This is a genomic window from Aquaspirillum sp. (genome assembly GCF_055136605.1).
Genome location: NZ_JBSQVP010000003.1, coordinates 40,184 through 64,997, shown reverse-complemented (window position 1 = coordinate 64,997; position 24,814 = coordinate 40,184). Strand labels below are relative to the sequence as shown.

At 49.1% G+C, this 24,814-nt stretch carries 25 protein-coding genes and 1 tRNA gene; 17 read left to right on the top strand and 9 right to left on the bottom strand.

What is annotated here, in order from left to right; all coding sequences use genetic code 11:
* Positions 1 to 30 precede the first annotated feature (30 nt).
* A complete protein-coding gene (locus tag ACTBZS_RS01310; protein WP_460429391.1) occupies positions 31 to 1,164 on the top strand; it encodes a response regulator in 1,134 nt (377 codons plus the stop codon).
* A 26-nt stretch (positions 1,165 to 1,190) separates the two neighbouring features.
* On the opposite strand, the gene ACTBZS_RS01305 is transcribed toward ACTBZS_RS01310, so the two are convergent.
* Positions 1,191 to 2,849, bottom strand: a complete 1,659-nt coding sequence (locus ACTBZS_RS01305; protein WP_460429390.1) for a methyl-accepting chemotaxis protein — start codon at positions 2,847 to 2,849, stop codon at positions 1,191 to 1,193.
* 349 nt (positions 2,850 to 3,198) lie between these two features.
* Between ACTBZS_RS01305 and ACTBZS_RS01300 the strand changes: the two genes are divergently transcribed.
* From ACTBZS_RS01300 to ACTBZS_RS01280, 5 genes are all read left to right on the top strand, one after another.
* Complete coding sequence (locus tag ACTBZS_RS01300; protein WP_463043055.1) at positions 3,199 to 4,938, top strand: flagellinolysin; 1,740 nt, start codon at positions 3,199 to 3,201, stop codon at positions 4,936 to 4,938.
* 135 nt (positions 4,939 to 5,073) lie between these two features.
* Positions 5,074 to 5,403 carry a thioredoxin TrxA gene (gene trxA, locus ACTBZS_RS01295; RefSeq protein ID WP_022654200.1) on the top strand — a complete coding sequence of 110 codons (330 nt, stop codon included), beginning with the start codon at positions 5,074 to 5,076 and terminating at the stop codon, positions 5,401 to 5,403.
* A gap of 149 nt (positions 5,404 to 5,552) precedes the next feature.
* Complete coding sequence (gene rho / locus ACTBZS_RS01290) at positions 5,553 to 6,809, top strand: transcription termination factor Rho (RefSeq protein WP_022654201.1); 1,257 nt, start codon at positions 5,553 to 5,555, stop codon at positions 6,807 to 6,809.
* A gap of 73 nt (positions 6,810 to 6,882) precedes the next feature.
* Positions 6,883 to 7,494, top strand: a complete 612-nt coding sequence (locus ACTBZS_RS01285; protein WP_460429388.1) for a trimeric intracellular cation channel family protein — start codon at positions 6,883 to 6,885, stop codon at positions 7,492 to 7,494.
* A complete protein-coding gene (locus ACTBZS_RS01280) occupies positions 7,495 to 8,100 on the top strand; it encodes a CoA pyrophosphatase (protein ID WP_460429387.1) in 606 nt (201 codons plus the stop codon).
* Positions 8,101 to 8,150: 50 nt separating this feature from the next.
* Here ACTBZS_RS01280 and ACTBZS_RS01275 read toward each other — a convergent pair whose 3' ends face one another.
* The 3 genes from ACTBZS_RS01275 to fabI all read right to left on the bottom strand — a co-directional run bounded on the left by ACTBZS_RS01275 (position 8,151) and on the right by fabI (position 11,134).
* Positions 8,151 to 9,326 (bottom strand): acetate/propionate family kinase, encoded by a 1,176-nt coding sequence (locus ACTBZS_RS01275; RefSeq protein ID WP_463043054.1) that lies wholly within the window; start codon positions 9,324 to 9,326, stop codon positions 8,151 to 8,153.
* Positions 9,326 to 10,261: a bifunctional enoyl-CoA hydratase/phosphate acetyltransferase gene (locus ACTBZS_RS01270; RefSeq protein ID WP_022654204.1), complete on the bottom strand. Its 936-nt coding sequence runs from the start codon at positions 10,259 to 10,261 to the stop codon at positions 9,326 to 9,328. Before ACTBZS_RS01270 ends, ACTBZS_RS01275 begins: the two co-directional genes overlap by 1 nt.
* A 96-nt stretch (positions 10,262 to 10,357) precedes the next feature.
* Positions 10,358 to 11,134, bottom strand: coding sequence for an enoyl-ACP reductase FabI (gene fabI, locus ACTBZS_RS01265; protein WP_460429386.1), 777 nt, complete (start codon positions 11,132 to 11,134; stop codon positions 10,358 to 10,360).
* A 419-nt stretch (positions 11,135 to 11,553) separates the two neighbouring features.
* On the opposite strand from fabI, the gene ACTBZS_RS01260 reads away from it, so the two are divergent.
* The 3 genes from ACTBZS_RS01260 to ACTBZS_RS01250 all read left to right on the top strand — a co-directional run bounded on the left by ACTBZS_RS01260 (position 11,554) and on the right by ACTBZS_RS01250 (position 15,570).
* Positions 11,554 to 12,180 (top strand): DUF502 domain-containing protein, encoded by a 627-nt coding sequence (locus tag ACTBZS_RS01260; protein ID WP_460429385.1) that lies wholly within the window; start codon positions 11,554 to 11,556, stop codon positions 12,178 to 12,180.
* A 61-nt stretch (positions 12,181 to 12,241) separates the two neighbouring features.
* Positions 12,242 to 14,047: an aspartate--tRNA ligase gene (gene aspS, locus ACTBZS_RS01255; protein WP_463043053.1), complete on the top strand. Its 1,806-nt coding sequence runs from the start codon at positions 12,242 to 12,244 to the stop codon at positions 14,045 to 14,047.
* A gap of 368 nt (positions 14,048 to 14,415) precedes the next feature.
* On the top strand, positions 14,416 to 15,570 hold the full coding sequence (locus ACTBZS_RS01250) for a GGDEF domain-containing protein (RefSeq protein ID WP_463043052.1): 1,155 nt from the start codon (positions 14,416 to 14,418) through the stop codon (positions 15,568 to 15,570).
* A gap of 5 nt (positions 15,571 to 15,575) precedes the next feature.
* Here ACTBZS_RS01250 and lolA read toward each other — a convergent pair whose 3' ends face one another.
* Both lolA and ACTBZS_RS01240 read right to left on the bottom strand, forming a co-directional pair.
* A complete protein-coding gene (gene lolA, locus ACTBZS_RS01245) occupies positions 15,576 to 16,211 on the bottom strand; it encodes an outer membrane lipoprotein periplasmic chaperone LolA (protein WP_463043051.1) in 636 nt (211 codons plus the stop codon).
* A gap of 30 nt (positions 16,212 to 16,241) precedes the next feature.
* Positions 16,242 to 17,834: an NAD+ synthase gene (locus tag ACTBZS_RS01240; protein ID WP_463043050.1), complete on the bottom strand. Its 1,593-nt coding sequence runs from the start codon at positions 17,832 to 17,834 to the stop codon at positions 16,242 to 16,244.
* Positions 17,835 to 17,951: 117 nt separating this feature from the next.
* On the opposite strand from ACTBZS_RS01240, the gene ACTBZS_RS01235 reads away from it, so the two are divergent.
* The 3 genes from ACTBZS_RS01235 to ubiA all read left to right on the top strand — a co-directional run bounded on the left by ACTBZS_RS01235 (position 17,952) and on the right by ubiA (position 19,628).
* Positions 17,952 to 18,042 (top strand) — tRNA-Ser (locus ACTBZS_RS01235).
* A 106-nt stretch (positions 18,043 to 18,148) separates the two neighbouring features.
* On the top strand, positions 18,149 to 18,757 hold the full coding sequence (locus ACTBZS_RS01230; RefSeq protein ID WP_463043049.1) for a chorismate--pyruvate lyase family protein: 609 nt from the start codon (positions 18,149 to 18,151) through the stop codon (positions 18,755 to 18,757).
* A 7-nt stretch (positions 18,758 to 18,764) separates the two neighbouring features.
* A complete protein-coding gene (ubiA, locus tag ACTBZS_RS01225; protein ID WP_463043048.1) occupies positions 18,765 to 19,628 on the top strand; it encodes a 4-hydroxybenzoate octaprenyltransferase in 864 nt (287 codons plus the stop codon).
* Here ubiA and ACTBZS_RS01220 read toward each other — a convergent pair.
* From ACTBZS_RS01220 to coaD, 3 genes are read right to left on the bottom strand one after another with little or no spacing between them, the layout of a single operon-like run.
* Positions 19,625 to 20,095: a hypothetical protein gene (locus ACTBZS_RS01220; protein ID WP_463043047.1), complete on the bottom strand. Its 471-nt coding sequence runs from the start codon at positions 20,093 to 20,095 to the stop codon at positions 19,625 to 19,627. The genes ubiA and ACTBZS_RS01220 overlap by 4 nt on opposite strands.
* Positions 20,095 to 21,045 carry a Nudix family hydrolase gene (locus tag ACTBZS_RS01215; RefSeq protein WP_463043046.1) on the bottom strand — a complete coding sequence of 317 codons (951 nt, stop codon included), beginning with the start codon at positions 21,043 to 21,045 and terminating at the stop codon, positions 20,095 to 20,097. Before ACTBZS_RS01215 ends, ACTBZS_RS01220 begins: the two co-directional genes overlap by 1 nt.
* Positions 21,042 to 21,551 carry a pantetheine-phosphate adenylyltransferase gene (gene coaD, locus ACTBZS_RS01210; RefSeq protein WP_022652947.1) on the bottom strand — a complete coding sequence of 170 codons (510 nt, stop codon included), beginning with the start codon at positions 21,549 to 21,551 and terminating at the stop codon, positions 21,042 to 21,044. The genes ACTBZS_RS01215 and coaD overlap by 4 nt, the downstream gene beginning before the upstream one ends.
* A 227-nt stretch (positions 21,552 to 21,778) precedes the next feature.
* Here coaD and iscR point away from each other — a divergent pair, with 227 nt between their 5' ends.
* From iscR to hscB, 5 genes are read left to right on the top strand one after another with little or no spacing between them, the layout of a single operon-like run.
* Positions 21,779 to 22,264: a Fe-S cluster assembly transcriptional regulator IscR gene (gene iscR / locus ACTBZS_RS01205; protein ID WP_022652948.1), complete on the top strand. Its 486-nt coding sequence runs from the start codon at positions 21,779 to 21,781 to the stop codon at positions 22,262 to 22,264.
* A gap of 31 nt (positions 22,265 to 22,295) precedes the next feature.
* The gene (locus tag ACTBZS_RS01200) at positions 22,296 to 23,519 is read left to right on the top strand and encodes an IscS subfamily cysteine desulfurase (protein WP_460429376.1); all 1,224 of its coding nucleotides are present in this window, start codon (positions 22,296 to 22,298) and stop codon (positions 23,517 to 23,519) included.
* A gap of 27 nt (positions 23,520 to 23,546) precedes the next feature.
* Positions 23,547 to 23,939 carry a Fe-S cluster assembly scaffold IscU gene (iscU, locus tag ACTBZS_RS01195; RefSeq protein WP_022652950.1) on the top strand — a complete coding sequence of 131 codons (393 nt, stop codon included), beginning with the start codon at positions 23,547 to 23,549 and terminating at the stop codon, positions 23,937 to 23,939.
* A gap of 24 nt (positions 23,940 to 23,963) precedes the next feature.
* Entirely contained in the window at positions 23,964 to 24,287 is a 324-nt protein-coding gene (gene iscA / locus ACTBZS_RS01190) for an iron-sulfur cluster assembly protein IscA (RefSeq protein ID WP_460429375.1), read from the top strand.
* Positions 24,284 to 24,811, top strand: a complete 528-nt coding sequence (hscB, locus tag ACTBZS_RS01185; RefSeq protein ID WP_463043044.1) for a Fe-S protein assembly co-chaperone HscB — start codon at positions 24,284 to 24,286, stop codon at positions 24,809 to 24,811. Before iscA ends, hscB begins: the two co-directional genes overlap by 4 nt.
* Positions 24,812 to 24,814: the final 3 nt, after the last annotated feature.

Sequence of the window (24,814 nt, the reverse complement as noted above, 5' to 3'; positions counted from 1 at the left end):
AGTTGCCCTGCCATCAAAAAGGAATAAAAAATGTCAGAAAAAGATAAAGTGCTTGTGATTGATGATGATGAGATGTTCTCTTTGGTCATTAAAACAGTTCTCAGTCCCCACTTTGATGTTTATCTGGCGCACGAAGGATGTGCAGGCTTAGAACAAGTCAAGATTCTACAACCGGGTGTGGTCTTGCTTGATATTGAAATGGTAGGTATGGATGGCTATGAAGTGTGCCGTCATATCCGAGCAGATGTTGCTATCGAACAACCAGCCATTATTTTTGTCTCTGCCCACACCGATGCCCAAAGCCGTCTGGCGGCCTACGATATGGGTGCCAACGATTTTATTATCAAACCATTAGAACCCGCAGAACTTGAACGCAAAGTAAAACAAACCCTCGCTGCACGTTCAGAAGTTCAACAGTTGAAACAATCGGCAGGCGAGGCCATGAATGCGGCCTTTTCTGCCATGACCGATTCGAGCGCCTTAGGTCAGGTCATTCACACGTTCCGTCAGTTGTTCACCGTACAAACCCCCGACCAACTCGCGACCCTGTTAACCGATGCGTTGGAGTATTTTGGCGTCAGCGGCACCGTTCGCCTCTGTTCACGCCGGAGTCAATGTGTCTTGCGGGGGAGTCACGGTATCGCCTCACAGATGGATCGTGTGTTGTTAGAACACATCACCAGCGACCCCAGCCGCATCATCTCGTATGGAGCACGCACCGTCTTTAACTATGATGCCGCTGCTTTATTGGTGAAAGACATGCCGCTAGACGATCCTGATCGCTATGGCCGCTTAAAAGACTATCTCGCGCTCTTGGTAGAAGGTGCGGCGCAATGTATGCGGTCTCTCGAAACCACTTCGTTAGAAAGCTTGCTATCACAAGCCAAACGTATCTTTTCGCAAATTGAACAAGGTTATCATCGCCAAAATCAGGAGATGTCTTTTGTGCTCAATGAAATGGCGCATGACTTTGAAGAAATGTTCTTGTTTATGGGGCTGAAAAGCTCACAGGAAGATCGTCTGCGACAGATTCTGAATGACAGTTTAGAGCGCATCCAAGGGGTACAAGAACAAGGGTTGGAATTGGAGAAATACATGGAGTTGATTACCCAAGCCCTTGCTGACCCCAATCCCGACACCCTCCAGACTTCTCCCAAAGACTGAGGAAAAGTCTGGTATCACAACCCCACTTAACCGCGTAAGCGGAAATGCTGGACATGCTGGCGCAGCGCAATTGCAATTTCATTCAGCTGTTGTGCTGCGGTGCTGTTACTGTGCATGGCAGCGCTGGTTTCCTCCGACATCTGAGCAATATGTTCCACATTACGCACAATGCCATTGATGGTTTCTGCTTGTTGGGTGGTCGCTTGTGCCACATCGCGAACTTTGGCCAGTGAGTCTAAAGCCTGATGATGAATTTGCGACAACACCGTTGTTGCCTCATTCGCTAAGCCCAGCCCATTTGCCACCTGTGGCACCGCACGCTCCATGGCATCCACCGCAACTTGGGTATCTTTTTGCACCACATCAATCATTTTGGCAATTTCTGCTGTCGCACTGGCAGTCCGTTCCGCTAACTTGCGTACTTCATCTGCCACCACGGCAAAGCCACGGCCCGACTCGCCTGCCCGCGCAGCTTCAATCGCAGCGTTCAGGGCCAATAAATTGGTCTGTTCAGCAATTTCCCCGATCACACCAGCAATCCCACCAATTTCTTGCGAGCGTTGTTGCAACTGACGGATTTGTTGTGCCGAGGATTCCACTGTTTGGGCAATGCGTCCAATCTCAGTGGCAGCCGTTTTAACTGATTGTGTACCGCTTTCCGATAAGCTTGCGGTTTGCGCTGAATTATCTTCAGTTTGTTGGGCAATAGTAGAAATATTGCTCACGCTGACCGTGATTTGTTCCACACGGTGGGCAGTGGTTGCCGACGCTTCTGCTTGTTGCTGTGCGGCCATTTGTGCCTGTTCAGACACTTGAGCAACATATTGAGCTTGTTTTGATAACTGGTCAGACGATTGGTCAATCGCGCTGACAATTTCGACCAAACGCTGTTGCATCTGTGCGACGGCTGCCAACATACTATTTGGGTAAGTGACAGGAATACGCTCGGTTAAATCGCCGGCAGCAATCCGAGTCACCATCGCAGCAGCATCCGCAGGTTCTCCGCCCAAAGCTTGTGTCAGTTGGCGGCTAATCCACCATGCGACAATGCCACCTAACACAATCGCCACACCACACAAAGAAATCATCAACCACTGAAAGCCGCTGGCGACTTCGCGTGCGCTTGGTGTCGCTTTTTGATTTTTTTGTTCTTCAAAATCGATAAATTGGTTAATTGCCGCTAACCACGCGATAAAAGCGGGTTTAGCCTGTTCAAACAAAATCCGTTCGGCCTCAACTTCATTACCACTTTTTTTCGCTTGGATAATTTGTTGGATCAGGGGTTGCGTTTTAGCCTCAATCGCTTTGATGTTTTGCACAATCTGTCGTTCTTCAGGTTGGGCCATCGCATCATCTTGCAGAATTTGATCAAGCGGCCCCGCTGATTTCTGATAGAAGTCATCCAGACGTTTAATCTCATCCAACGCTTCACGCATCGGTGCGCCATTTACATCGTCAAACATCACCACATCGCGAATAGCAATCGCACGATCGTGGACAGAACCACGAAAATTGATTGCATAACGCTGTTTCACCGCGTTGACATCGGTAATTTCTGCGAGTGTTTTGTCAATGAAATTGACTTTTTGAATACCGATGATAGTGACAGCCACCATCATCGTCAGCACCAACGCAAAGCCTAAGGTTAAACGTTGTCGAATCGTCAACCCTTTCCCGTTCTGCATAAAGCAACCTCTTGAGTATCATCGAGTTAAGAAAGCGTGTTGTTGAAAACAGATTTACGTTGACAACAATTTATTAAGTTTATCACTTAGCTAAACATTTTTTGTAAATTTAGACAAAAACGTCCAGCACAAAGGTGTAACAAACTGTGGTTATCAGACCAAATCCGTCGCATGCTTTTGTGATTGTACGTGGCAATCAAAAATACAAACAACAAAATTACTAAATAGCATTTTTTATTTAAGAAAATCTACTGAAAGCTTAAATAAGCTTGCAAACCAAAAAAATCTTAAGTCGAGGGAGGATTCTCCGATAAGCAGATAAGTTATCTTGCGCACAGGTGTGACTGCGATGCAAATCTTTACCAATTCACTCTCACAATTCAGCAGTCGTTTGTTAACTCAAAATGACTCGATGGTGAGCAAATCTGTCCAACGTCTGTCTTCGGGCTTACGGGTCAACTCGGCAACGGATGATGCCGCTGGATTGGCCATTTCTGAACGCATGCAGTCGAATGTACGTGGCGATCGACAGGCATTACGCAATACCAACGATGCCATCTCAATGCTGCAAACAGCGGAAGGGGCACTGTCAGAAGTCAATAATATGTTGCAGCGGATTCGCGAGTTAGGTGTTCAAGCTAACAACAGCACGAACACCAAAACCGATCGTGAAGCCTTGCAAGCTGAAGCGAAACAGCTGATGGATGAGGTGGAGCGAATTGGTCAAACCACTTCGTTTAATGGCAACAAGCTGTTTGTTTTACCTGATGGCGTCAGTTCAGGCGGCTCGGTCAGCGATGAAAATGTCAAAGCAGTGCTAAAAGGGCTGAGCACTGGCTGGCTTGAAAACTCGGAAAAGTTGATTCAACAACGCTATGGACTGGTGGCTGATGGCGTGCCATTTGCGATTAAATTTATCGAGCCAGGTACCCCGGGCGGGACAGCCGCTTATGTTTCTGGCTCTTATCCCGTCCAGCCAGCCAATGCGGTGGGTTCAAACCTAGAGCTTTATATCGATATGGCAGACTTTTCTCCTGCCAATTTGCCGAATGGCGGTAGCGCCCCATACTACAACGACCGGATTATCGCTCACGAGATGGTTCATGCAGTAATGGCGAGAACCACTAATTTTTATAATTTGTCGCTTTGGTTCAAGGAAGGGACTGCCGAGTTTATTCAGGGTGCAGATGAAAGAGTCAAATCAGATTTGGGCTTCGCACTGAATGCAAATGTCAACCAATCCGATCCAGCCGTTATCGCGCAAGTACAAACTTTTCTCAATAACAATTTAACATCATTAAATACTGTGGCGACTTCAGCCGACTACTCGGTTTCTTACCTTGCCGCACGGTATCTACATCATGAGTTGAAAAACAATGGTGCTGCAGGTGGTATAAAAGATTTTCTCACGTATCTTTCTGCTGATAAAAGCCGCGTGGTGAATGATGCAATGGTGCATTATCTTGGTAAAACAGAAGCGCAGTTTATGACAGATTTTAAAGCAGCCGGTGCCAATCTATCCAGCTATGGTATTGACTTAAACAATGCCGATACGGGCGGGATTGGCAATGCCGATGCCGATGGAGGGTCGGTCAAAAATGCGGAAGATGTGATCGATCATGTAGGGTCAAAATCGGGCGAAGATGTCTTAAGCGGCTTTGTCGAAACTTGGCAATATTCTCCGCTTGAAGGAGAAACTAAAACCAACTACCGCATGCAAGTGGGCGCTGGAGCAGATGCAGGGATGAATGTTGGCATTGGTGAAATTAGCAACAGTTCAATGGGCTTTGCTGATATTGATTTGGTCAACAATCCCAATAGTTCGATTGCGGCGGCTGACCGCGCCTTACAAAATATCATTTCACAGCGGGCATCGATTGGTGCTGCCATGACGCGTCTGGATAGTGTAGTGGCTGGATTGCAAACCAGCGCAGAAAATACCGCTGCGGCACGCTCACGTATCACGGATGCTGACTTTGCCGTAGAAAGCGCTGCTTTATCTCGCGGGAAAATTTTGCAACAGGCCGCGACCAGCATGTTGATGCAATCGAATCAATCTCCACAGATGGTTTTGTCGCTGTTGCGTTAAAATAGCGACAAGCGGTGTCGAAACAGCTAACTTGCTGCATCACAGCATGCTTGTTAACATGCAGAGATTCCATATTTCTATTTATGCCATATCTTGGCGTTTCAAACACCCAAACCGATTCTTTTGGAGATTATGATGAGTAGCGATCTGATCCTTCACGTCACCGACGGCTCTTTTGAACAAGATGTGCTGAAAGCCAGCGGTCCTGTATTGGTCGATTATTGGGCCGAATGGTGTGGCCCATGCAAAATGATTGCCCCAATTCTTGATGAAGTTGCAAAAGAATATCAAGGCAAACTGACTGTGGCAAAATTGAATATTGATGAAAATGAGGGTACGCCACCAAAATACGGTATCCGTGGCATTCCCACACTGATGATTTTCAAAGATGGTCAGGTCAAAGCCACTAAAGTGGGCGCCTTGGCAAAAAGCCAATTGACCGCCTTTATTGACAGCAATATCTAATTCCGACTATCCTTGAATCCACTTTTTTCTGTGTCGGGCGATGCAAAATCGCCCGCTTTCCTGCTTTGAATCCCCGCCGCCCTCGCCGATCCCCTCGCCAAACCGTGAGTTCTTCTTACGATGAGTCTATAAAGTCTCAACATCCGCCTATGCACTTATCTGATTTAAAAAAAATGCACGTCAGCCAGTTGGTTGACACCGCAATCGCCAACGAAATTGATGGCGCAAACCGTTTACGCAAACAAGACCTCATTTTTGCCCTGCTCAAAAACCAAGCAAAGAGGGGAGAAAGCATTTATGGCGATGGTACGCTAGAAGTGCTGCCCGATGGCTTTGGTTTCCTGCGCTCGCCAGATATGTCGTATTTGGCTGGCCCTGATGATATTTATGTCAGCCCCAGTCAAATCAGACGTTTTAATCTGCACACTGGCGACACAATCGAAGGGGAAATTAGGACACCAAAAGATGGCGAACGCTACTTTGCATTAGTTAAAGTCGATCGCATCAACGGTGGGCCGCCAGAGCAGGCCAAAAATAAAATTCTGTTTGAAAACCTTACCCCTCTTCACCCGACATCGCGCCTCACACTAGAACGTGATATTCGTTCCGAAGAAAACATCACTGGTCGCGTCATTGACTTGGTGTCTCCAATTGGTAAGGGCCAACGTGGTCTATTAGTTGCGCCGCCCAAGTCGGGTAAAACCGTGATGTTGCAGCACATCGCCCATGCGATTACGTCTAATCATCCGGATGTCTCTCTGATTGTGTTGTTGATTGATGAACGACCAGAAGAAGTCACCGAGATGACGCGGACGGTGAAAGGCGAAGTGGTTGCTTCCACGTTTGATGAACCCGCCACTCGCCATGTCCAAGTCGCCGAAATGGTGATCGAAAAAGCCAAGCGGCTGGTTGAACATAAAAAAGATGTGGTGATTTTGCTCGACTCCATCACCCGTCTTGCCCGCGCTTACAACACCGTGATCCCAAGCTCAGGCAAGGTTTTAACCGGTGGTGTCGATGCCAACGCCTTACAACGGCCAAAACGATTCTTTGGCGCAGCACGTAATATCGAAGAGGGTGGTTCGTTGACCATCATCGCTACTGCGTTGATTGATACCGGCAGCCGCATGGATGATGTTATCTATGAGGAATTCAAAGGCACCGGTAATATGGAAATTCACCTTGATCGCCGGATGGCTGAAAAACGGATTTATCCTGCGATCAACGTCAATCGTTCTGGTACCCGCCGCGAAGAATTATTGGTTGGACAGGATCAATTACAGAAAATCTGGGTCTTGCGTAAATTGCTCTACCCAATGGATGATTTAGAAGCGATGGAATTCTTACTCGACAAAATCAAGGGTACGAAAACCAATCAGCAATTCTTTGACTCCATGCGTCGCTGATCGGTCTTTCTTCATCCGACAACCAATAACGCCGGTAATTGCCGGCGTTATTGCATTTTAGAAAGCAAAACTGATGGATTGGATTGCCATTATTGGGACAGTAGCCTTTACGGTCAGTGGTTACCTTGTTGGGGTGCGGAAACATTGCGATGTCTTAGGCATTATTATTTTAGCACTGCTGACCGCAATCGGCGGCGGCATGATTCGAGATGTTTTAATACAACGTATCCCACAAGTCTTTCTGTATACCGATGCCCTGTGGGTGATTGCGGCTACCTTGGTAACGGTGTCTTTGCTACGCTTACAAAAACGCGAAAGCCAGTTTTTGTTGCGGACTTTTATTGTGGCCGACTCGCTGGGGCTGGTCGCCTTCAGCATTGCAGGTGCGCAGGTGGGGCTACAATATGAACTCAATGGCTTTGGTGTCGCCATGTTGGGTTTTATTACCGCCGTTGGCGGTGGGATGGTGCGCGATATGATGGTCAATGAGGTACCGTTTATCCTGCATAAAGATTTTTATGGCACCGTAGCTATTTTGATTGCGTTAAGCATCTATTTATTGGAACAACAAAGCTGGCTCACAACGCTGAGTTTGCATCTCGTGTTTGCTATTGGACTAGTGTTGCGATTGTTTGCCCATTGGCGCGAACTAGAATTGCCTAAATTAGCTCAGGATAACGATTAAATGTGGCTTCCTGCCTCCCCCGACCAAGCTGCTTCTTGGTTGCAAGATAAACTGTATCTTGCAGAAACCCGTCCACTGTCTGGCGACGTACCACAACTGACCGATCGCATCGCCACAAAACCAGCAGCCGTCTTAGTCCCGATTGTCTGGCGCCAGCCAACGCCCTCGATTTTATTGACACGGCGCACCGAAAAATTGCGCCAACACAGCGGTCAAGTCAGTTTCCCCGGGGGAAAAATTGACCCCGAAGACCCTACCGCCGAACAAGCCGCTTTGCGTGAAGCAGAAGAAGAAGTCGGCCTGCGAGCCGAACACATCCAGTTACTTGGACGATTGCCCCATTACATCACCATCACTGGCTATCGAGTCGAACCGGTGGTTGGCCTTGTCTTGCCGCCTTTTTCATTGGCACCGGCACCAGATGAAGTCGCCGAGGTATTCGAATTGCCGCTGGAATTGGCTTTGAATCCCGATAACTACATCAAAGAACGCTATTGGCGTGATAACCAAGAGGGGTTTTACCTGTCCCTCCGTTATCAACAACATTATGTTTGGGGAGCCACCGCTGCCATGCTACGGGTATTAGCGGACATTCTTAACCATTAAAAAAGCCCCCCATCACTGGGAGGCTCGATGTGACAACAACAAAGCGGTGTTTAGGCTGGCAACAAAGCCAATGCTTCACGCGCCATTTGTGCTTCTTCATCCGTTGGAATCACCCACGCATGACGCTGGCTATTTGGCAAAGTGATACAAGTCGCTTGATCGGCATTGGCATCATGGTCAATCTCAAAACCTAACCAAGCCAGATGATCTAATACCAAAGCGCGAACCGGCGAACAACGCTCACCAATACCAGCGGTAAAGACAATGTGATCGACCCCACCCAGTTGAACGGCAAGGGCGCCAACTTCACGCGCTGCCCGATAGCAAAACAGGGCAATGGCTAACTTCGCCCGAGGGCTGTTGCTTGCCAACAGTTCGCGCATATCAGACGATTCGCCCGATACGCCTAACAACCCCGAGCGTTTGTATAGCTCTTCGCGTACACCGGCGATATCCATTCCAGCCCGCTCCATCCAATAGATCACCACTTCTGGATCGAGATTCCCCGGGCGGGTGCCCATCATCAAACCTTCACACGCACTCATGCCTGTGCTGTTGGCAATGCTACGGCCGTTATGCATGGCGCACGCACTCGAACCACTGCCAAGATGCAACACAATTACCCGCTTCGCGGCTTCTTCCTCGCCCAAGATCATCGGCAATCGGCGTGCAATCGCAGCATACGACAAGCCATGAAAGCTATAACGGCGCACGCCTTCTTCATGCCACCGATTGGCAATACCAAAACGGGTAGCAAGTTCATCTTGTGTGGTGTGAAATGCGGTATCAAAACAAGCAATCTGCGGCACATCCGGTGCGGCCTGCCGTGCGGCATCAATGCCAGCCAAGCTGCCAGGTTGATGCAATGGCGCCAGCGGAATCAGACTGGCCAGTTTTGCCATCACTTCGTCATCCACCACCGTTGCCGCCGAGAAGTAAGCTCCACCATGCACCACGCGATGCACGATGGCACAGGGACGCGCTGCGGTTTGGTCGGTCAGCTGCAACACCCGTTCGATGGCTTGGCTATGGGTACAACCACTGAGCAATTCATCAAATAGCACCTTGCCACAGACTTCGCGAGCTAAGAAACGCGCACTCGCTTTGCCAATACCATCCAACATACCATTCAAGCGAATGCGTGGCTCATGCGCATGTTCAACATCAAATAGGGTAAATTTTAATGTGGATGAACCCACATTAAGAGCAAGCAAGGGCGCAGTCATTAGGCATTATCCGTTTTCAAAACACGACGGTGTGCCACCAAGGCCGCCACCGCAGCAGAAGCCAAACGCGCTTGGGCATCTTCAGAACGGCTGGTCAACACGATAGGCACTTTCGCGCCCATCACCACACCAGCGGAAGCCGCCGCAGCCAAGTAGTTAAGCTGTTTTGCCAACATATTGCCGGCTTCTAAATCAGGGACCAACAGAATATCGGGATCGCCAGCCACAGGGGAGTCAATCCCCTTGGTGTCGGCGGCAGCATGGGAAATCGCATTATCAAACGCCAGTGGGCCATCCAAAATCGCGCCGGTGATCTGTTTACGGTCGGCCATTTTGCACAGCGCAGCCGCATCTAGCGTGGAGGGCATACTTGGGCTCACGGTTTCAACTGCCGCCAAAATAGCCACTTTCGGTTTCTCAATCCCTAAAGCATGGCACAAATCAATGGCGTTTTGCGTGATGTGCATTTTGGTGATTAAGTCGGGGGCAATATTGATCGCAGCATCGGTGATAAACAGGTAACGAGGATAGCTCTCAACCTTCATCACAAAAATATGGCTAATACGACGGTCGGTGCGCACACCGGTGTTACGGTTCAACACCTCGGTCATAAATTCGTCGGTATGTAAGCTGCCTTTCATCAAGGAATGTGCTTCACCCATCCGCACCAATTTCACTGCCTCTTCTGCTGCTGCATGGCTATGTGGCACATCCACAATGCGGAAGCGGGACAAATCGATATCAAGTTCATTGGCCAGCGATTCCAGCTTGGCTTTCGGTGCAACCAAAATTGGCTCGATCAAGCCCGCCTCAAAAGACTCCACGGCACCTAATAGAGATTCTGGGCTGCAGGGATGCGCCACTGCCATTTTGATTGGGGGATATTGCAAGGCAGCTTGGATGATGTCATCAAAGGCACGTTCGTCGCGGGTCATGGTCGTTCTCGCTGTTATTACTCAGAAATAAAGAATTTCAATGGGAGAGGCAATCGGCTTGCCTCTCCACACACTGCTACAACAGGGGCAAATGGCTTATGCCATCATGTGGAAACCACCATCCACATACGTCACTTCACCGGTCATCGCACGCGAAGCATCCGAAATCAGGAAAGCAGTGGTCATGCCAACATCTTCGATATCAACTAAACGATGTTCTGGCGTCCGAGCAATCGCTTCTTCAATCAGTTTGTCAAAGTGCGCGATCCCCGAAGCAGCACGGGTTTTCAATGGACCTGGGGAAACGGCATGCACGCGGATTTTTTTCTGACCCAATTCTGCAGCCAGATAACGCACGGTGGATTCCAACGCTGCTTTCACTGGGCCCATCACATTGTAGTTTTCCACCACTTTGTCAGCACCGTAGTAGCTCATGGTGACAATCGAACCGCCGTCTTTCATCAAAGGCTCAGCCAAACGCGCCATTTCGATCAACGAGTAGCAAGACACACGCATCGCTTGTAAGAACCCGTTTTCAGAACAATCGGTAACACGGCCATGCAAATCATCCATTGGGCAGAAAGCGATGGAGTGAATCACAAAATCTAGCTTGCCCCATTGTTGTTCAATTTGTTTGAAGACAGCTTCCAGTTCACCCGGGTTTTGCACATCCATTTGAGCGATGATCGGGCTACCCAATTCTTCGGCCAAAGGACGTACAAAGCGTTCGGCTTTCTCGTTCAAGTACGTCACGGCAAATTCAGCGCCCAAATTTTTCAACACTGTTGCGCAGCCATACGCAATCGAATTGTCGTTTGCGATACCAACGATTAAACCTTTTTTGCCTGCAACAATGTCTTTAATGCTTTCCATAGATAAAGCTCCGTAGTGAGTCAGTAACAATTCAAAATTTAAGGGCGTGATACTGTGTGGTTTTTCTACAACCTTATGAACAGCAGGGTCTTTATGCCATAAAGTTGTTGCCTAATGATGACAGTTGGTACATCTTTCTGTCTGCAACAGGAGAACACGCACCGCACACAATTTGGCATCCAGCCTATCGGCAGTGGCTTGCGTTATACTTAACAACGCTTGTTAAAACCACTGTAGTTGTTGCACTGCAAAAAGACAAGCGACTTTGAACTGTGCAACGTCCTGAGTAAACACGCAAAACATTAAGCCAATTTTGTTGCGCTGTGTCAAAATTGTGACAAGTCTACGCGATTTGCTTTATATCAATCGCCCCCCATCTGTCTGCTTCCTTTTATTACCCTGAACACAGAGAGATCACTGTGAAACAAGCCAAATTGACTTTAAAAGGCTATATCGTTACTGGTTTTTTGCTGTGGCTCCCCCTGGCAGTCACACTTTGGGTGTTGAATCTTATCGTCAGCACCATGGATCAAACCCTGCAATGGTTACCAGGTAGCTGGCAACCCGAGCATTTGTTCGGTTTTCATATTCCTGGCTTAGGGCTGCTTGGGGCTTTGTTGGTGATGCTATTCACCGGCATGTTTGCCGCGAATATTTTAGGGCAGCGCATTGTGCGGATGTGGGAAGCCCTGATGGTGCGTATCCCAGTGGTGAAATCGATTTATTCGAGTGTGAAGCAAGTGTCAGACACCTTGTTATCTGGCTCGGGGCAATCGTTCCGCAAAGCTTTACTGGTGCAATTTCCCCATCAAGAAGCATGGACGATTGCTTTTCTGACCGGCACGCCAAGCGGCAACGTCGCCGCACATCTCGGTGAAGAAGAGTATGTCAGTGTTTATGTCCCGACGACACCGAACCCCACCTCGGGTTATTTCATCATGGTGAAAAAATCTGCGACACGCGAACTGGATATGTCGGTTGATGATGCGCTGAAATACATTATTTCTATGGGTGTAGTTGCCCCAAGTCACAAGGCGGTGCGCTAAACTAGCGCCCTTTGTGTTTTTCATCTTTATAACAACGAATTCGAAAACGAAAGTTCTTGCAATGCGTACCGATTACTGTGGACTCATCGACACCCGCTATCTCAACCAAATGGTTACCATCAAAGGCTGGGTGCACCGTCGCCGCGATCATGGCGGTGTGATTTTTATCGACTTGCGCGACCGCGAAGGTCTGGTACAGGTAGTGATTGACCCTGATACCCCTGAAGCGTTTAGCACGGCTGATAGCTGCCGCAACGAGTTTGTGTTGGCCATCACTGGCTTGGTACGCCGCCGTCCAGAAGGCACCACTAACAGCAATTTGGTTTCGGGCGAAATCGAAATTCTGGCAAAACAAATCGAAATTCTGAACAGTGCCACCACGCCACCGTTCCAAATTGATGAAGAAAATCTGTCAGAAAACGTACGTTTAACCAACCGCGTGATTGATTTGCGCCGTCCGGCCATGCAACGTAATCTGCGTCTGCGTTATCGTGTGGCAATGGGCGTGCGGAACTATTTGGATAAACAAGGCTTTATCGACGTTGAAACCCCAATGTTGACACGCTCGACCCCAGAAGGCGCTCGCGATTATCTGGTGCCATCGCGTGTGCATCCGGGCGAATTCTTCGCCTTGCCACAATCGCCACAGCTATTTAAACAATTGCTGATGGTGGCAGGTTTCGACCGTTATTATCAAATCACTAAATGTTTCCGTGACGAAGATTTGCGTGCTGATCGTCAACCTGAATTCACCCAAATCGATTTGGAAACCTCGTTCCTCAACGAGGATGAAATCATGGACATCACCGAAGGGATGGCGCGCCATATTTTCCAAGATGTGCTGAATGTTGATTTAGGTGAATTCCCACGCATGACTTACAACGATGCCATGTATTACTACGGCTCGGATAAACCTGATTTACGGGTCTCGTTGCAGTTCACGGAATTGACTGATGTGATGAAAACGGAAGAATTCAAAGTCTTCCGTGGTGCAGCCGACATGCCAAATGGCCGTGTCGTGGCCTTGCGCGTCCCAGGTGGCTCAAGCCTGTCGCGTAAAGACATCGATGATTACACCCAATTCGTTGCTATCTATGGCGCCAAAGGGCTGGCTTACATCAAGGTCAACGATGTCAGCAAAATCAGCAACGATGAAAACAGTGGCTTACAGTCACCCATCGTCAAATTCTTGTCTGTCGCTGCCCTGACTGAAATCATCAACCGCACCGGCGCACAAAACGGTGACATCGTCTTCTTTGGTGCAGATAAAGCCAAAGTGGTGAATGAAGCCATTGGTGCCTTGCGTATTAAAATTGGTCATGAACGTGGCGAAGCCGGCGGTTACTTTGTCAAAGCATGGCGGCCATTGTGGGTGGTTGATTTCCCGATGTTTGAACATGACGAGGAAGATGATCGCTGGACCGCATGTCATCACCCCTTCACCAGTCCAAAACCTGGCCATGAAGATTTGATGGAAACCGACCCTGGCGCATGTTTGGCACGCGCTTATGATATGGTGTTGAATGGTTGGGAAATTGGTGGCGGTTCTGTGCGTATTCACCGTGCCGATGTGCAAGAAAAAGTGTTTAACGCATTAAAAATCACCGCAGAAGAACAACAGAATAAGTTTGGCTTCTTGCTGGATAACCTGAAATTTGGTGCGCCGCCACATGGTGGTTTGGCATTCGGCTTAGATCGTTTGGTGACATTGATGTGCGGTGCGGAATCGATCCGTGATGTGATCGCTTTCCCGAAAACACAACGTGCACAATGTCTGTTGACACAAGCGCCAAATGCAGTCGATGAAAAACAGTTGAAAGAGCTGAATTTGCGCTTACGACAAAAAGCAGAAACCACATCCAGCTAATCACGGATAGAAACGAAAAAGCCAGTGAAAACTGGCTTTTTCGCAAAAAGACGCTTTAAAACTCTGCTAATATCTCGCACACAATCTTGCCAATCTTTGCGTTAAGTCTAATTGTGATCAAATAAATTCTTTCATTCGCTTTTTAGCTTGGCTATAGTTTTCATCCTGATGTAGAAAGCAAATGTCATGATATTTTCAGGGTTTTGCAAAACCCTATACATAAAAAAGACATGAGGAGAAAGCATGCTTAGTTGTAACATAAAAATATCTTATCTCGCCCTGTCCGACTTGACGTCTCGGTGTACACTGCAGCATAGCTTCTCAGCAGTTAGAACAACTGCTTCCTCTTTTTCAAAAGTGGCATGCTCATGTTTTGTCATGTAACGAAATGGTTTCGGCGTATCTATGGCGACAGTATCAGTCAACATGACTTTCATTGTCTGCTGACGCCTGCCACGCATTCTTCCTTACTCGCCCGCCGCCGCAGCGAGATGATGATTTCGCGGGTACGTTTAGTGGCGATGTTATTCGCCATTCTGACGCCACTGTGGGTAGTGGTCGATGCCTTCTTTTTGCCTTGGCCTTTGTGGGGCTGGATTAGCATTCAACGGGTGGCCGTTAGCATTGCCTTTTGGATTTTGGTCAAAGCCTATCCCCACTCTTCCCAGATTCAAGACGCCTATCGGGCTCTGGCCTTGTTATTCTGTATTCCCTCGCTCTTTTTCTTGAGTTCAAACCTCACGTTAAGCGGTTATTGGGTTGTCGAGATGTCCAACAATCCAGCGATTGTCGGTTATACATTTTTGCCATTTGTGATGCTGGCAGGGCTGAGTATCTTTCCACTGACTTTTTTGGAAGGCATTTTATTCGCCGCACCGGCTCTCATCGCCCAAGTGCTATTTATTGTGTTTGATCTTGGCACTTTGATGAACAATAGCGGCGACCGTTTGGCCACCTCGTGGCTGTTGGCATTGATCTCTGGTGTGGCAACACTGGCTGGGATGAGCCAACTGCATTTAATGCGACAATTAAACCGCCAAGCGTCGCATGACCCACTGACCCAATGTTTCAACCGCGCCAGTGGCGAAGAATTACTCACCATTCATTTTCATATTTCGATGCGGCACCAACGGCCTATGTCTTTGGTGTTTATTGATCTTGATCATTTCAAATCGGTAAACGATCAATATGGCCATGAGGCCGGCGACTTGGTATTACGCCAAGCAGCCACTCGACTACGCGAAGCCATACGAACCGAAGATATGCTGATTCGCTGGGGTGGTGAGGAGTTTTTAATTCTGGCACCCGATACCCCCATCGAAGGTGCATTACACTTGGTGAAGCGTCTGCGTGAACGGGGTTTTGGCCTACGCCCAGATGGCAGCCCCATCACAGCCAGTATCGGGATTGCCGAGCGTGAGTTGGATGACAGTAAAGAAGTACATGCGCTGGTCGAACTCGCCGACCACCGCATGTATTTAGCGAAAAAAGGCGGACGTGATACCTATGTCTATGAATCTTAAATGATTTATTGCTGAATCACGTCCACACCTTTCGGTGGTGTAAACAGAAACTCCCCCGCTTCAATAGCGGGGTTTTTCTTGATATTGCTGAAACTTAAACTGGTGGTTTGACCAAAATTATCGGTCAGCACCATCGAGATTAAGTTACCTGCCCGAAATCCCATCCGAAAGTGACGAAATCCTGATTCTGCTGTTTTAGGAACCGCCTCAAGCCACTCTAAACCGTCGGCTCGTCCTAGATTGCGGAGTTGGTAGTCACGTTCGATTTCATTTTTCCCTGCCAATAAAGCCGCTGGGCTCGAACCTAACGCATCATCTAATTGACGCGAAGTCACCTGCGCCAATTCGCGGTCATACACCCATAACCGCTTACCATCACCGATAATCCATTGCTCATACGGTTTTTGGTAAATCCACCGAAACTTGCCAGGGCGAGACAGTTGCAACGAGCCACGCGCCTGCTCTGGCTTTTGGCTTCGTCCACTGACTTCTTGTTGAAAATCTGCTTTTAATGACTGCGTTTCGTTGATAAAACGTTTGAGTTCTGCCACGCCATCAGCCGCCGCCACGGGTGTCGCCAATAACGACATCAGCGCCAACAAGGCAGGCCAACGGCGATTTTTTCTCACTAAAGCAAACATGGTTTGCCACCAAACCTTCCTAAAAAAATCTCAACGGAAACGTTGAGTAATGGGATAGCGCCAATCACGACCAAATGCACGGTGTGTGATCCGTGGCCCCACAGGGGCCTGACGGCGTTTGTACTCATTGATTTTGAGGAGGCGAGTGACTTTCTCAACCGCTTCCGCCGCATAGCCCATGGCAATAATCTCTTGCACTGAGCGATTTTGCTCAACGTAGGCCTCCAAAATTGCATCCAGCACCGCATAGTCGGGCAAACTGTCTTGGTCACATTGATCGGGCCGTAATTCAGCACTCGGTGGACGTTCGATAATACGGCGAGGAATCACCTCATCTTGTTGGTTACGCCATGCTGACAAGGCATAAACCAGTGTTTTTGCCACGTCTTTTAACACGGCGAAACCACCTGCCATATCACCATACAAAGTGGCATAACCGGTGGTCATTTCTGATTTATTGCCCGTGGTTAATACCAATTTGCCGGTTTTATTCGACAACGCCATTAATAATGTACCGCGAATGCGCGATTGTAGATTTTCCTCGGTTGTATCGACAGGCAAATGACCGATGAGTGGGTGCAAAGCGTGTTGAAAATCTTCGTACATCGGCCAAATATCGATTTCATCGTATTTCACCCCTAAACGCTGCACCATATCGCGAGAATCCACCAAGCTGATATCTGCGGTGTAACGACTGGGCATCATCACCGCATGGACAGCATCCGCCCCCAGTGCATCCACTGCAATTGCCAGTGTCAGCGCAGAATCAATCCCGCCAGACAGACCCAACAACACCCCAGGGAAACCATTTTTTCTGATGTAGTCACGCACGGCCAACACCAACGCCTGATACACACTGGCCAATTCATCCGGCTGTGCCGTTATCGATGCGGTCTGTGGTATGGCTGAAGGGAAATCGATGACGGTCAAGGCTTCAGCAAAAGCCGGTAATTGCGCGACGGTCTCACCCTCGGCATTACAAGCAAACGAAGCCCCATCAAACACCAATTCATCCTGCCCCCCGACGGCATTCAGATACACCACCGGCAAACCGGTTTCTTCACATCGCCACTGGACTTGCTGTTGACGGATAGCCAGTTTATTGCGGTGGAAAGGAGAAGCATTGAGGACCAATAAAATTTCTGCGCCAGCATCGGCGACTTCTGCCGCCGGTTCACTAGACCAGACATCTTCACAAATCAGCAAACCCACTTGTTTACCCGCACATTCAAATACTAACGGCGCAATCCCAGGCGTAAAGTAGCGAACCTCATCGAAAACCGATTCATTCGGTAAGCGCATCTTGTGATATTGCCCAAGTTGATGACCATCCCGAAAAACGGTAGCAGCGTTAAAACGCTCGTCACCAAACTGCACCGGATGACCAATTACCAAGGTGATGCCATCTATTTCCAGTAAGGTATCTAAGCCTTGACGCACGGCCTGATAAAAAGCTGGACGCAGCAATAAATCTTCTGGTGGATAACCCGTCAGTGCCAACTCCGGCGTCAGCAACAGATCAGCGCCTTGCTCACGCGCAGCAAGGGCAAGTTCTTGAATTCGGGCGGCATTCCCCGCGATATCTCCCACAACTGGGTTAAACTGAGCAAGAGCAATACGCATGGCACATTTCTATCGTGAACGGAAAAAATCATTTTACCTTTAGATGCGCCGGCCGTGTCGCAATTAGCACTTGCCAAAGGCAACCGCCTTCCCTATAATGCGCGTCTTCATCTCAGCGGAGAGATGGATGAGTGGTTTAAGTCGCACGCCTGGAAAGCGTGTTCAGGGTAATACCCTGACGGGGGTTCGAATCCCCCTCTCTCCGCCAGCATCTCATCAGCCCGACAGATTATCTGTGCGGGTTTTTTGTTTTTAGCCTGCTATTTCCTGCAAAAGCTGCTGCCTTCGCAGCGTTCTTTGGCATAATGTGTAGCATGATTGCTTTCGATGCTTGGCAACCCATGTTGCCACCAGACCTAAACCCGATACTGGCAGATTGGTTGCTGACACCCGATTCTCTAACCAATCGACTGTTAGCCACACACTACCCTTTCAGTGTTCGCTTGATTGGCCTAAATCATCGGCCACCGACACATGATGAAGCCGCCCTGTTAGGGTCAGGGGTGGAGCAGGTGTTGTGCCGCCAAGTGTGCTTACGCTTAGATGGCGAAACCGTTGTCTATGCCGCCAGTGTCTGCGATAGCAATGATCGTGAATGGTGTAAAACCCTCGATCGTGGTGGGCGTTCACTTGGCTTTACCCTATTTGCCGAGCAAGCGCCATTTAATCGCAGTCCCCTGAGCTTTCGCCGCCTACAGCTTGGCGACCCTCTTTTTCATGCAGCGCTGCCCTTCCTTGTGTCGTTAAACGAGACACCCTGCCTATTATCACTCCCTCGCCCCGACCATCTGTGGGCACGACGTGCTGCATTTACTGCACGACATGGTGGGCAGCTATTAGTGCAGGAAGTGTTCTTACCCACCTTGCTGAATAAAACCACACCCCAGGTGGTTTCTCTCTCCAACTCAACTGGCTCTCGTTAATATCGCTATGCTTGCTCGTGAACGACTCGTGGTCTATGCCCAATTAGCCCGTATTGATAAGCCAATTGGCACCCTCTTACTGTTATGGCCCACGTTGTGGGGGCTGTGGTTAGCAGGCGCTGGCCAGCCCAATCTCTGGATTGTGCTGATTTTTATTGCAGGCACGTTTCTGATGCGCTCAGCAGGCTGTGTCATTAACGACTATGCCGACCGTCACTTTGATGGCGCAGTCGAACGCACCAAACACCGGCCATTTGCACGCGGTGCAGTCAGTGAACGCGAAGCGCTGTTATTGGCTGCAGGGTTAGCTGCTATCGCTTTTTTATTGGTATTACCCCTGAATCAATTAACCTGGCTCATGAGCATACCAGCCGTGATTTTGGCAGCCAGTTACCCTTTCACCAAACGCTTTTTCCCCTTGCCACAGGCCTATTTAGGTATTGCTTTCGGTTTTGGTATTCCGATGGCGTTTGCTGCGTTGAATAACGAAGTCCCACTCTTGGCGTGGCAGTTGTTAATTGCCAATGTGTTTTGGACACTGGCCTACGACACCGAATATGCAATGTGTGATAAGCCAGACGACCTAAAAATTGGAATTAAGACCTCAGCAATTACCTTTGGTCATTACGATGTCTTCGCCGTGATGGTCTGCCACGTCATGTTTCTTGGCATCATGGCTGCGATTGCAGCACAACAGGGCTTAGGCGTGTGGTTTATCGCAAGTTTATGTGCGGCAGCGGTGTTGATGATGAAACAGTATCAAACCATCCGTCACCGTGAACGGATGGCCTGTTTTAAAGCCTTTTTAGATAACAACAAAGTGGGGTTGGTGATCTTTGTGGGTTTGGTGGCCGACTTCGCCCTACGCTAGTGCTGTCCGGCTAACCAACCGGCTTCAAATGGTAGATGATAACGGCGACCATTGACATCTAACGACATCAGCCAATCTTGCCGCCCAGTCACGCAAACCGGCAAAATCACCTCGGCAGACCAATGTTGTGCATTCTTCTGCACAAAGTGATAACGCACCGGCACCATCTCCATCCCCACCATGCTGAATAATGCAGACGGTGGGGAGGTCGTCTTCTGTTCAAGTTCAAGTTCAAGGTCCACCACAAACCGTTGTGTATGCAGCGGAGGACGATCAAAACGAAGCGATAAACCCTCGCTTTGACACCCCGCCACCGGATCGGCACATGCAACCGTCACCACGGTGGCTTGTTGCTCTCCATGTAAGAAATGCATCACCATCCAAGCTTTTAGCGCGGCAAACAATAGCAATGCCACAGCAATCAAAGCCCATTTACGTGGCGATTGTTGTACGTTAAAGACTTTCACTACCAAGCGCTCCAACCATAACGCATCATCGCAATGCCCTGTGCGCCATATTTTTGTGCCACTGACAGCTCTAATGGCGATAAACCACCCAAGGCATACAGTGGAATCCGCGTTTGTTGCGACAATGCAGCAAATCCAGTCCATCCCAAAGGCCGTTGATTCGGATGAGTCTGTGTCGCTTGGACCGGCCCCAACAGGGCATAGTCACAGCCAAGGCGTGTTGCGGCAGCCAGTTCTGCCGCGTTATGCACTGACGCGCCCACCCAACTCAGTTCTGGGCGAGTGGGTAACGCCATGAGGCGATGCCGATTCAAATGTACGCCATCCAACCCCCATGCCTGCGCCAGCTCGGGTTCACCATTTAGCACCACTAAACAACCGGCTGGACGACAGCGCGCCACAATCTCGGCGGCAAAATCAGCCAATTGTGCAGTAGGCATCTGGGGCTCACGAATCTGCACCATACCCACCGCCCGCTGCTGTAAGCCACGCTGTAATGCAGCCAACGAATGCGCGACACCAAATTCTGCTGCACAGGTAATCGCATGAACCGGCGGTAAACTCAACCCACGCAACACAGGGCCATTGGCTGGCAAAACAGGGCTCACCGATAAGGCCTCATGAGGAAAATGCCAAGCAAATGACTGACCTTCTTTTGCCTGCAAAGTCCCCGTCCATGCTGTCACTCGAAAGAAACTGAGCTCAACAGTGGCGTGTTCATAGACAAAGTGTTTGTGAATCCACGGTGTGCATTGTTGCACCTGAATGCCGAGTTCTTCTTGTAACTCGCGCTGCAATGCTGCCAGCGGTGTTTCGCCGGCTTCAATTTTGCCACCGGGAAATTCCCAATAACCGGCATACGGTTTGCCTTCAGGCCGGCTTGCCAGAAAAAAACGGCCAGCGCTGTCAAATAACACACCAGCGACGACTTTAACGACAGAAACACTCATGCGCGGCGCTGTCCTTTCGCTTCGGCAAAGTGACGTAATCGTTGATACACCGGCTCGGGCACATATTGATGAATGACATCTTCCCAACCACGCGGGCCAACCAAACCTTTGACCATGGTTGAAGAGACCTCGGCATACTCACGCGGTGGCAATAAGAATACGGTAGTGATGTTTGGATAGAGATCAGAATTCACATAACGCATGGCACGTTCGTATTCATAATCAGAGGCAGTACGAATGCCACGAACAATGTAGTTGGCACCAATCGATTGTGCATAATTGACAAGAAACTGATTATCGAACACTTCAACCCGTAAATTTGCATATTGGGTTGTCGTCTCTCGCAGCATTGCCGCCCGCTCTTCAATCGAGAAAGTACAAGATTTATCAGGGTTCACACCAATCGCAATCACGACTTCATCAAATAATTCGACCGCTTCCTGAATCATCCATAAATGGCCATTGGTCACCGGATCAAAACTTCCTGCATAAACAGCGCGCTTCAATTGACATCCATCCTTAAAGAATTTGCTTAAGCAATGCTTAGCGAATGTACCTGTTTTCACAGTGGTAGGGCAAAACATTTTTTGCAGTGCAATATGAAAAAATTGCCGAAAAAACCGAAAGTTGTTACAGCTTTTTTGCCTGCGGTGGCCACGGGGTATAAGTTGACTAAATTACTCGGATATTTTATGCTGTGAAACAGGATTGATACCGGAAGGAAAGCCTAATCATGCGCTTGACCACCAAAGGCCGTTTTGCTGTTACCGCCATGCTCGACCTTGCCCTACGGCAAGCCAATGGCCCCGTTACGCTTGCCGGCATCAGTGAGCGACAAGGCATCTCGCTTTCCTACCTCGAACAACTTTTTGGCAAGCTGCGCCGCGCAGCCTTGGTGGAAAGTGTTCGCGGGCCGGGGGGAGGCTATTGTTTAGCCAAAAATACCGAAGATATTTCTGTCGCCGACATCATTATCGCGGTAGATGAACCGCTGGATGCAACGCAATGTGGCGGCCAAGAAAATTGCCGTGGCAAACAACGCTGCATGACACATGATTTATGGACTGACCTCAACCGCACCTTATTTGCGTATTTGGCCAATATCAATTTGGCCAGTTTGGTTGAAAAACAGCACCACCATGAGCAAAACAGCTTGTTACAAGATCGCCGCCCCACAACCCGCAGCGCTGAACACAATCGTGGCCTTGATGCCCGCTAAGTAAATTGATTTTGTGATCGCCAACATCTACATGAGCCCAACTACCATGAACCGCCCTATTTATCTCGATTACTCTGCCACGACCCCACTCGACCCTCGCGTCGCAGAAAAAATGATTCCCTACCTCACCGAACACTTTGGCAATCCAGCCTCGCGTTCACATGCCTATGGTTGGGAAGCTGAAGCAGCGGTAGAAGAAGCGCGAGCACAAGTTGCCCAGTTGGTTAACTGTGATCCAAAAGAAATCGTTTGGACCTCGGGTGCCACAGAATCGAACAATTTGGCGTTGAAAGGGGCCGCCCATTTTTACCAATCTAAGGGCAAACACCTGATTACGGTAAAAACCGAACACAAGGCGATTCTCGACACCACACGCGAGTTAGAACGCGAAGGATTTGAAGTCACCTATTTAACGCCACAAGAAAATGGTCTGGTTGATCTCAAGGTATTGGCTGATGCCATTCGCCCAGACACCATTTTGGTGTCGGTGATGTATGTCAATAATGAGATTGGTGTGATCCAAGACATTCCCGCTATCGGTCAACTGTGCCGTGAAAAAGGGGTGTTGTTCCATGTCGATGCCGCCCAAGCCACCGGCAAAGTGGTGATTGATCTTAGCCAATTAAAAGTCGATTTGATGAGCTTCTCGGCGCATAAAACCTATGGCCCTAAAGGGATTGGTGCCTTGTATGTGCGCCGTAAACCACGGGTGCGCTTAGAGGCACAAATGCACGGCGGTGGTCACGAACGCGGTATGCGCTCGGGCACGTTAGCGACCCATCAAATTGTCGGTATGGGCGAAGCCTTCCGTTTAGCGCGTGAAGAAATGGCAACCGAAAACGAGCGCATTCGCATGTTGCGTGACCGTCTCTGGAAAGGGTTGTCTGACATTGAAGCGGTGTATTTGAATGGCGATTTAGAACAGCGCGTGCCGCACAATCTGAATGTCAGCTTTGCCTATGTTGAAGGCGAAAGCTTGATTATGGCGATTAAAGACCTTGCCGTGTCCAGTGGTTCGGCATGTACCTCGGCCTCACTCGAACCGTCTTATGTGTTGCGTGCCCTTGGCCGTAATGATGAATTAGCACACAGCTCGATTCGCTTCTCGATTGGTCGTTTTACTACCGAAGCCGATGTCGATTTCACCATCAAATTGCTGCACGACAAAATCGGCAAACTGCGTGAATTGTCGCCGCTGTGGGATATGTATAAAGAAGGTATCGACCTCTCTACCGTGCAATGGGCAGCGCACTAACCTTAAATTCAATTTGGAGAATAGATCATGGCATATAGCGAAAAAGTCCTCGACCACTACGAAAACCCACGCAATGTCGGTGCTTTTGACAAAGGTGATGATTCGATTGGCACCGGCATGGTCGGCGCGCCAGCCTGTGGTGATGTGATGAAATTGCAGATCAAGGTGAATGAGCAAGGTGTGATTGAAGATGCCAAGTTCAAAACCTATGGTTGTGGCTCGGCGATTGCATCAAGTTCTTTGGTCACCGAATGGGTCAAAGGCAAAACCCTCGATCAGGCTTTAGCGATTAAAAACACCGCCATTGCTGAAGAATTGGCCTTGCCACCGGTGAAAATTCACTGTTCGATTTTGGCAGAAGATGCCATCAAAGCTGCTGTCAGCGATTACAAACAAAAACATGGCCTGTCTGCGGAATAAGGCACTTTTTTGGGAGAAGAGATAATGCCAATTACCCTTACCGAATCAGCTGCACTGCATGTGCAAAACACCCTGCAACGCCGTGGTAAAGGCCTAGGGCTGCGCCTTGGTGTACGGACCTCGGGCTGCTCTGGTATGGCGTATAAATTGGAATTTGTCGATCAGCCAGCCGAAGACGACATCAGCTTTGAAAGTCATGGCGTGACCTTGTTCACCGATGCTAAGAGTTTGGTGTATATCGACGGCACCGAGCTAGACTTTGTGCGCGAAGGCTTGAACGAAGGCTTTAAGTTCAACAACCCAAATGTCAAAAATGAATGTGGTTGTGGCGAAAGTTTCAATGTATGAACTTAAACAGCGACCACTTCACGCTGTTTGGCCTCAAACAGCAGTTCGCCGTGGATACAGCGGCTTTGGATGCGGCCTATCGGCAAATCCAAAGCCAAGTTCATCCTGATCGTTTTGCACAGGCTTCCGACACCGAAAAGCGGCTTGCCTTGCAATGGGCAACACATGCGAATGAGGCTTATCAAACCCTGAAACATCCGATTTCACGGGGACGCTATCTGTTACAGCTTGCCGGTGTCGATACAGCCGAAGAGCAAAACACCGCCATGCCGACAGCCTTTTTAATGGCACAAATGGAATGGCGCGAGGCGATTGAGGAAGCCCAAACGGGACATGATGTCAGTCAGTTAGAGAAATTGTCGGCAGCCTTACACGACGATAGCCAAGCGCTGATTGAACAATTAGCCCATTGCCTCGACCACGATCCTGATTTGCCACAGGCGGCATTGTTAGTACGCAAGCTGCGTTTTCTCGACAAATTAGAACAAGACATCAGTGATGCCATTGAAGGGCTGTTGTTCTAAACT

Coding starts and splice junctions, on each gene's coding strand:
- ACTBZS_RS01310 (WP_460429391.1), top strand. CDS start 31: ATGTCAGAAAAAGATAAAGTGCTTGTGATTGATGATGATGAGATGTTC.
- ACTBZS_RS01305 (WP_460429390.1), bottom strand. CDS start 2,849: ATGCAGAACGGGAAAGGGTTGACGATTCGACAACGTTTAACCTTAGGC.
- ACTBZS_RS01300 (WP_463043055.1), top strand. CDS start 3,199: ATGCAAATCTTTACCAATTCACTCTCACAATTCAGCAGTCGTTTGTTA.
- trxA (WP_022654200.1), top strand. CDS start 5,074: ATGAGTAGCGATCTGATCCTTCACGTCACCGACGGCTCTTTTGAACAA.
- rho (WP_022654201.1), top strand. CDS start 5,553: ATGCACTTATCTGATTTAAAAAAAATGCACGTCAGCCAGTTGGTTGAC.
- ACTBZS_RS01285 (WP_460429388.1), top strand. CDS start 6,883: ATGGATTGGATTGCCATTATTGGGACAGTAGCCTTTACGGTCAGTGGT.
- ACTBZS_RS01280 (WP_460429387.1), top strand. CDS start 7,495: ATGTGGCTTCCTGCCTCCCCCGACCAAGCTGCTTCTTGGTTGCAAGAT.
- ACTBZS_RS01275 (WP_463043054.1), bottom strand. CDS start 9,326: ATGACTGCGCCCTTGCTTGCTCTTAATGTGGGTTCATCCACATTAAAA.
- ACTBZS_RS01270 (WP_022654204.1), bottom strand. CDS start 10,261: ATGACCCGCGACGAACGTGCCTTTGATGACATCATCCAAGCTGCCTTG.
- fabI (WP_460429386.1), bottom strand. CDS start 11,134: ATGGAAAGCATTAAAGACATTGTTGCAGGCAAAAAAGGTTTAATCGTT.
- aspS (WP_463043053.1), top strand. CDS start 12,242: ATGCGTACCGATTACTGTGGACTCATCGACACCCGCTATCTCAACCAA.
- ACTBZS_RS01250 (WP_463043052.1), top strand. CDS start 14,416: ATGTTTTGTCATGTAACGAAATGGTTTCGGCGTATCTATGGCGACAGT.
- lolA (WP_463043051.1), bottom strand. CDS start 16,211: ATGTTTGCTTTAGTGAGAAAAAATCGCCGTTGGCCTGCCTTGTTGGCG.
- ACTBZS_RS01240 (WP_463043050.1), bottom strand. CDS start 17,834: ATGCGTATTGCTCTTGCTCAGTTTAACCCAGTTGTGGGAGATATCGCG.
- ACTBZS_RS01230 (WP_463043049.1), top strand. CDS start 18,149: ATGATTGCTTTCGATGCTTGGCAACCCATGTTGCCACCAGACCTAAAC.
- ubiA (WP_463043048.1), top strand. CDS start 18,765: ATGCTTGCTCGTGAACGACTCGTGGTCTATGCCCAATTAGCCCGTATT.
- ACTBZS_RS01215 (WP_463043046.1), bottom strand. CDS start 21,045: ATGAGTGTTTCTGTCGTTAAAGTCGTCGCTGGTGTGTTATTTGACAGC.
- iscR (WP_022652948.1), top strand. CDS start 21,779: ATGCGCTTGACCACCAAAGGCCGTTTTGCTGTTACCGCCATGCTCGAC.
- ACTBZS_RS01200 (WP_460429376.1), top strand. CDS start 22,296: ATGAGCCCAACTACCATGAACCGCCCTATTTATCTCGATTACTCTGCC.
- iscU (WP_022652950.1), top strand. CDS start 23,547: ATGGCATATAGCGAAAAAGTCCTCGACCACTACGAAAACCCACGCAAT.
- iscA (WP_460429375.1), top strand. CDS start 23,964: ATGCCAATTACCCTTACCGAATCAGCTGCACTGCATGTGCAAAACACC.
- hscB (WP_463043044.1), top strand. CDS start 24,284: ATGAACTTAAACAGCGACCACTTCACGCTGTTTGGCCTCAAACAGCAG.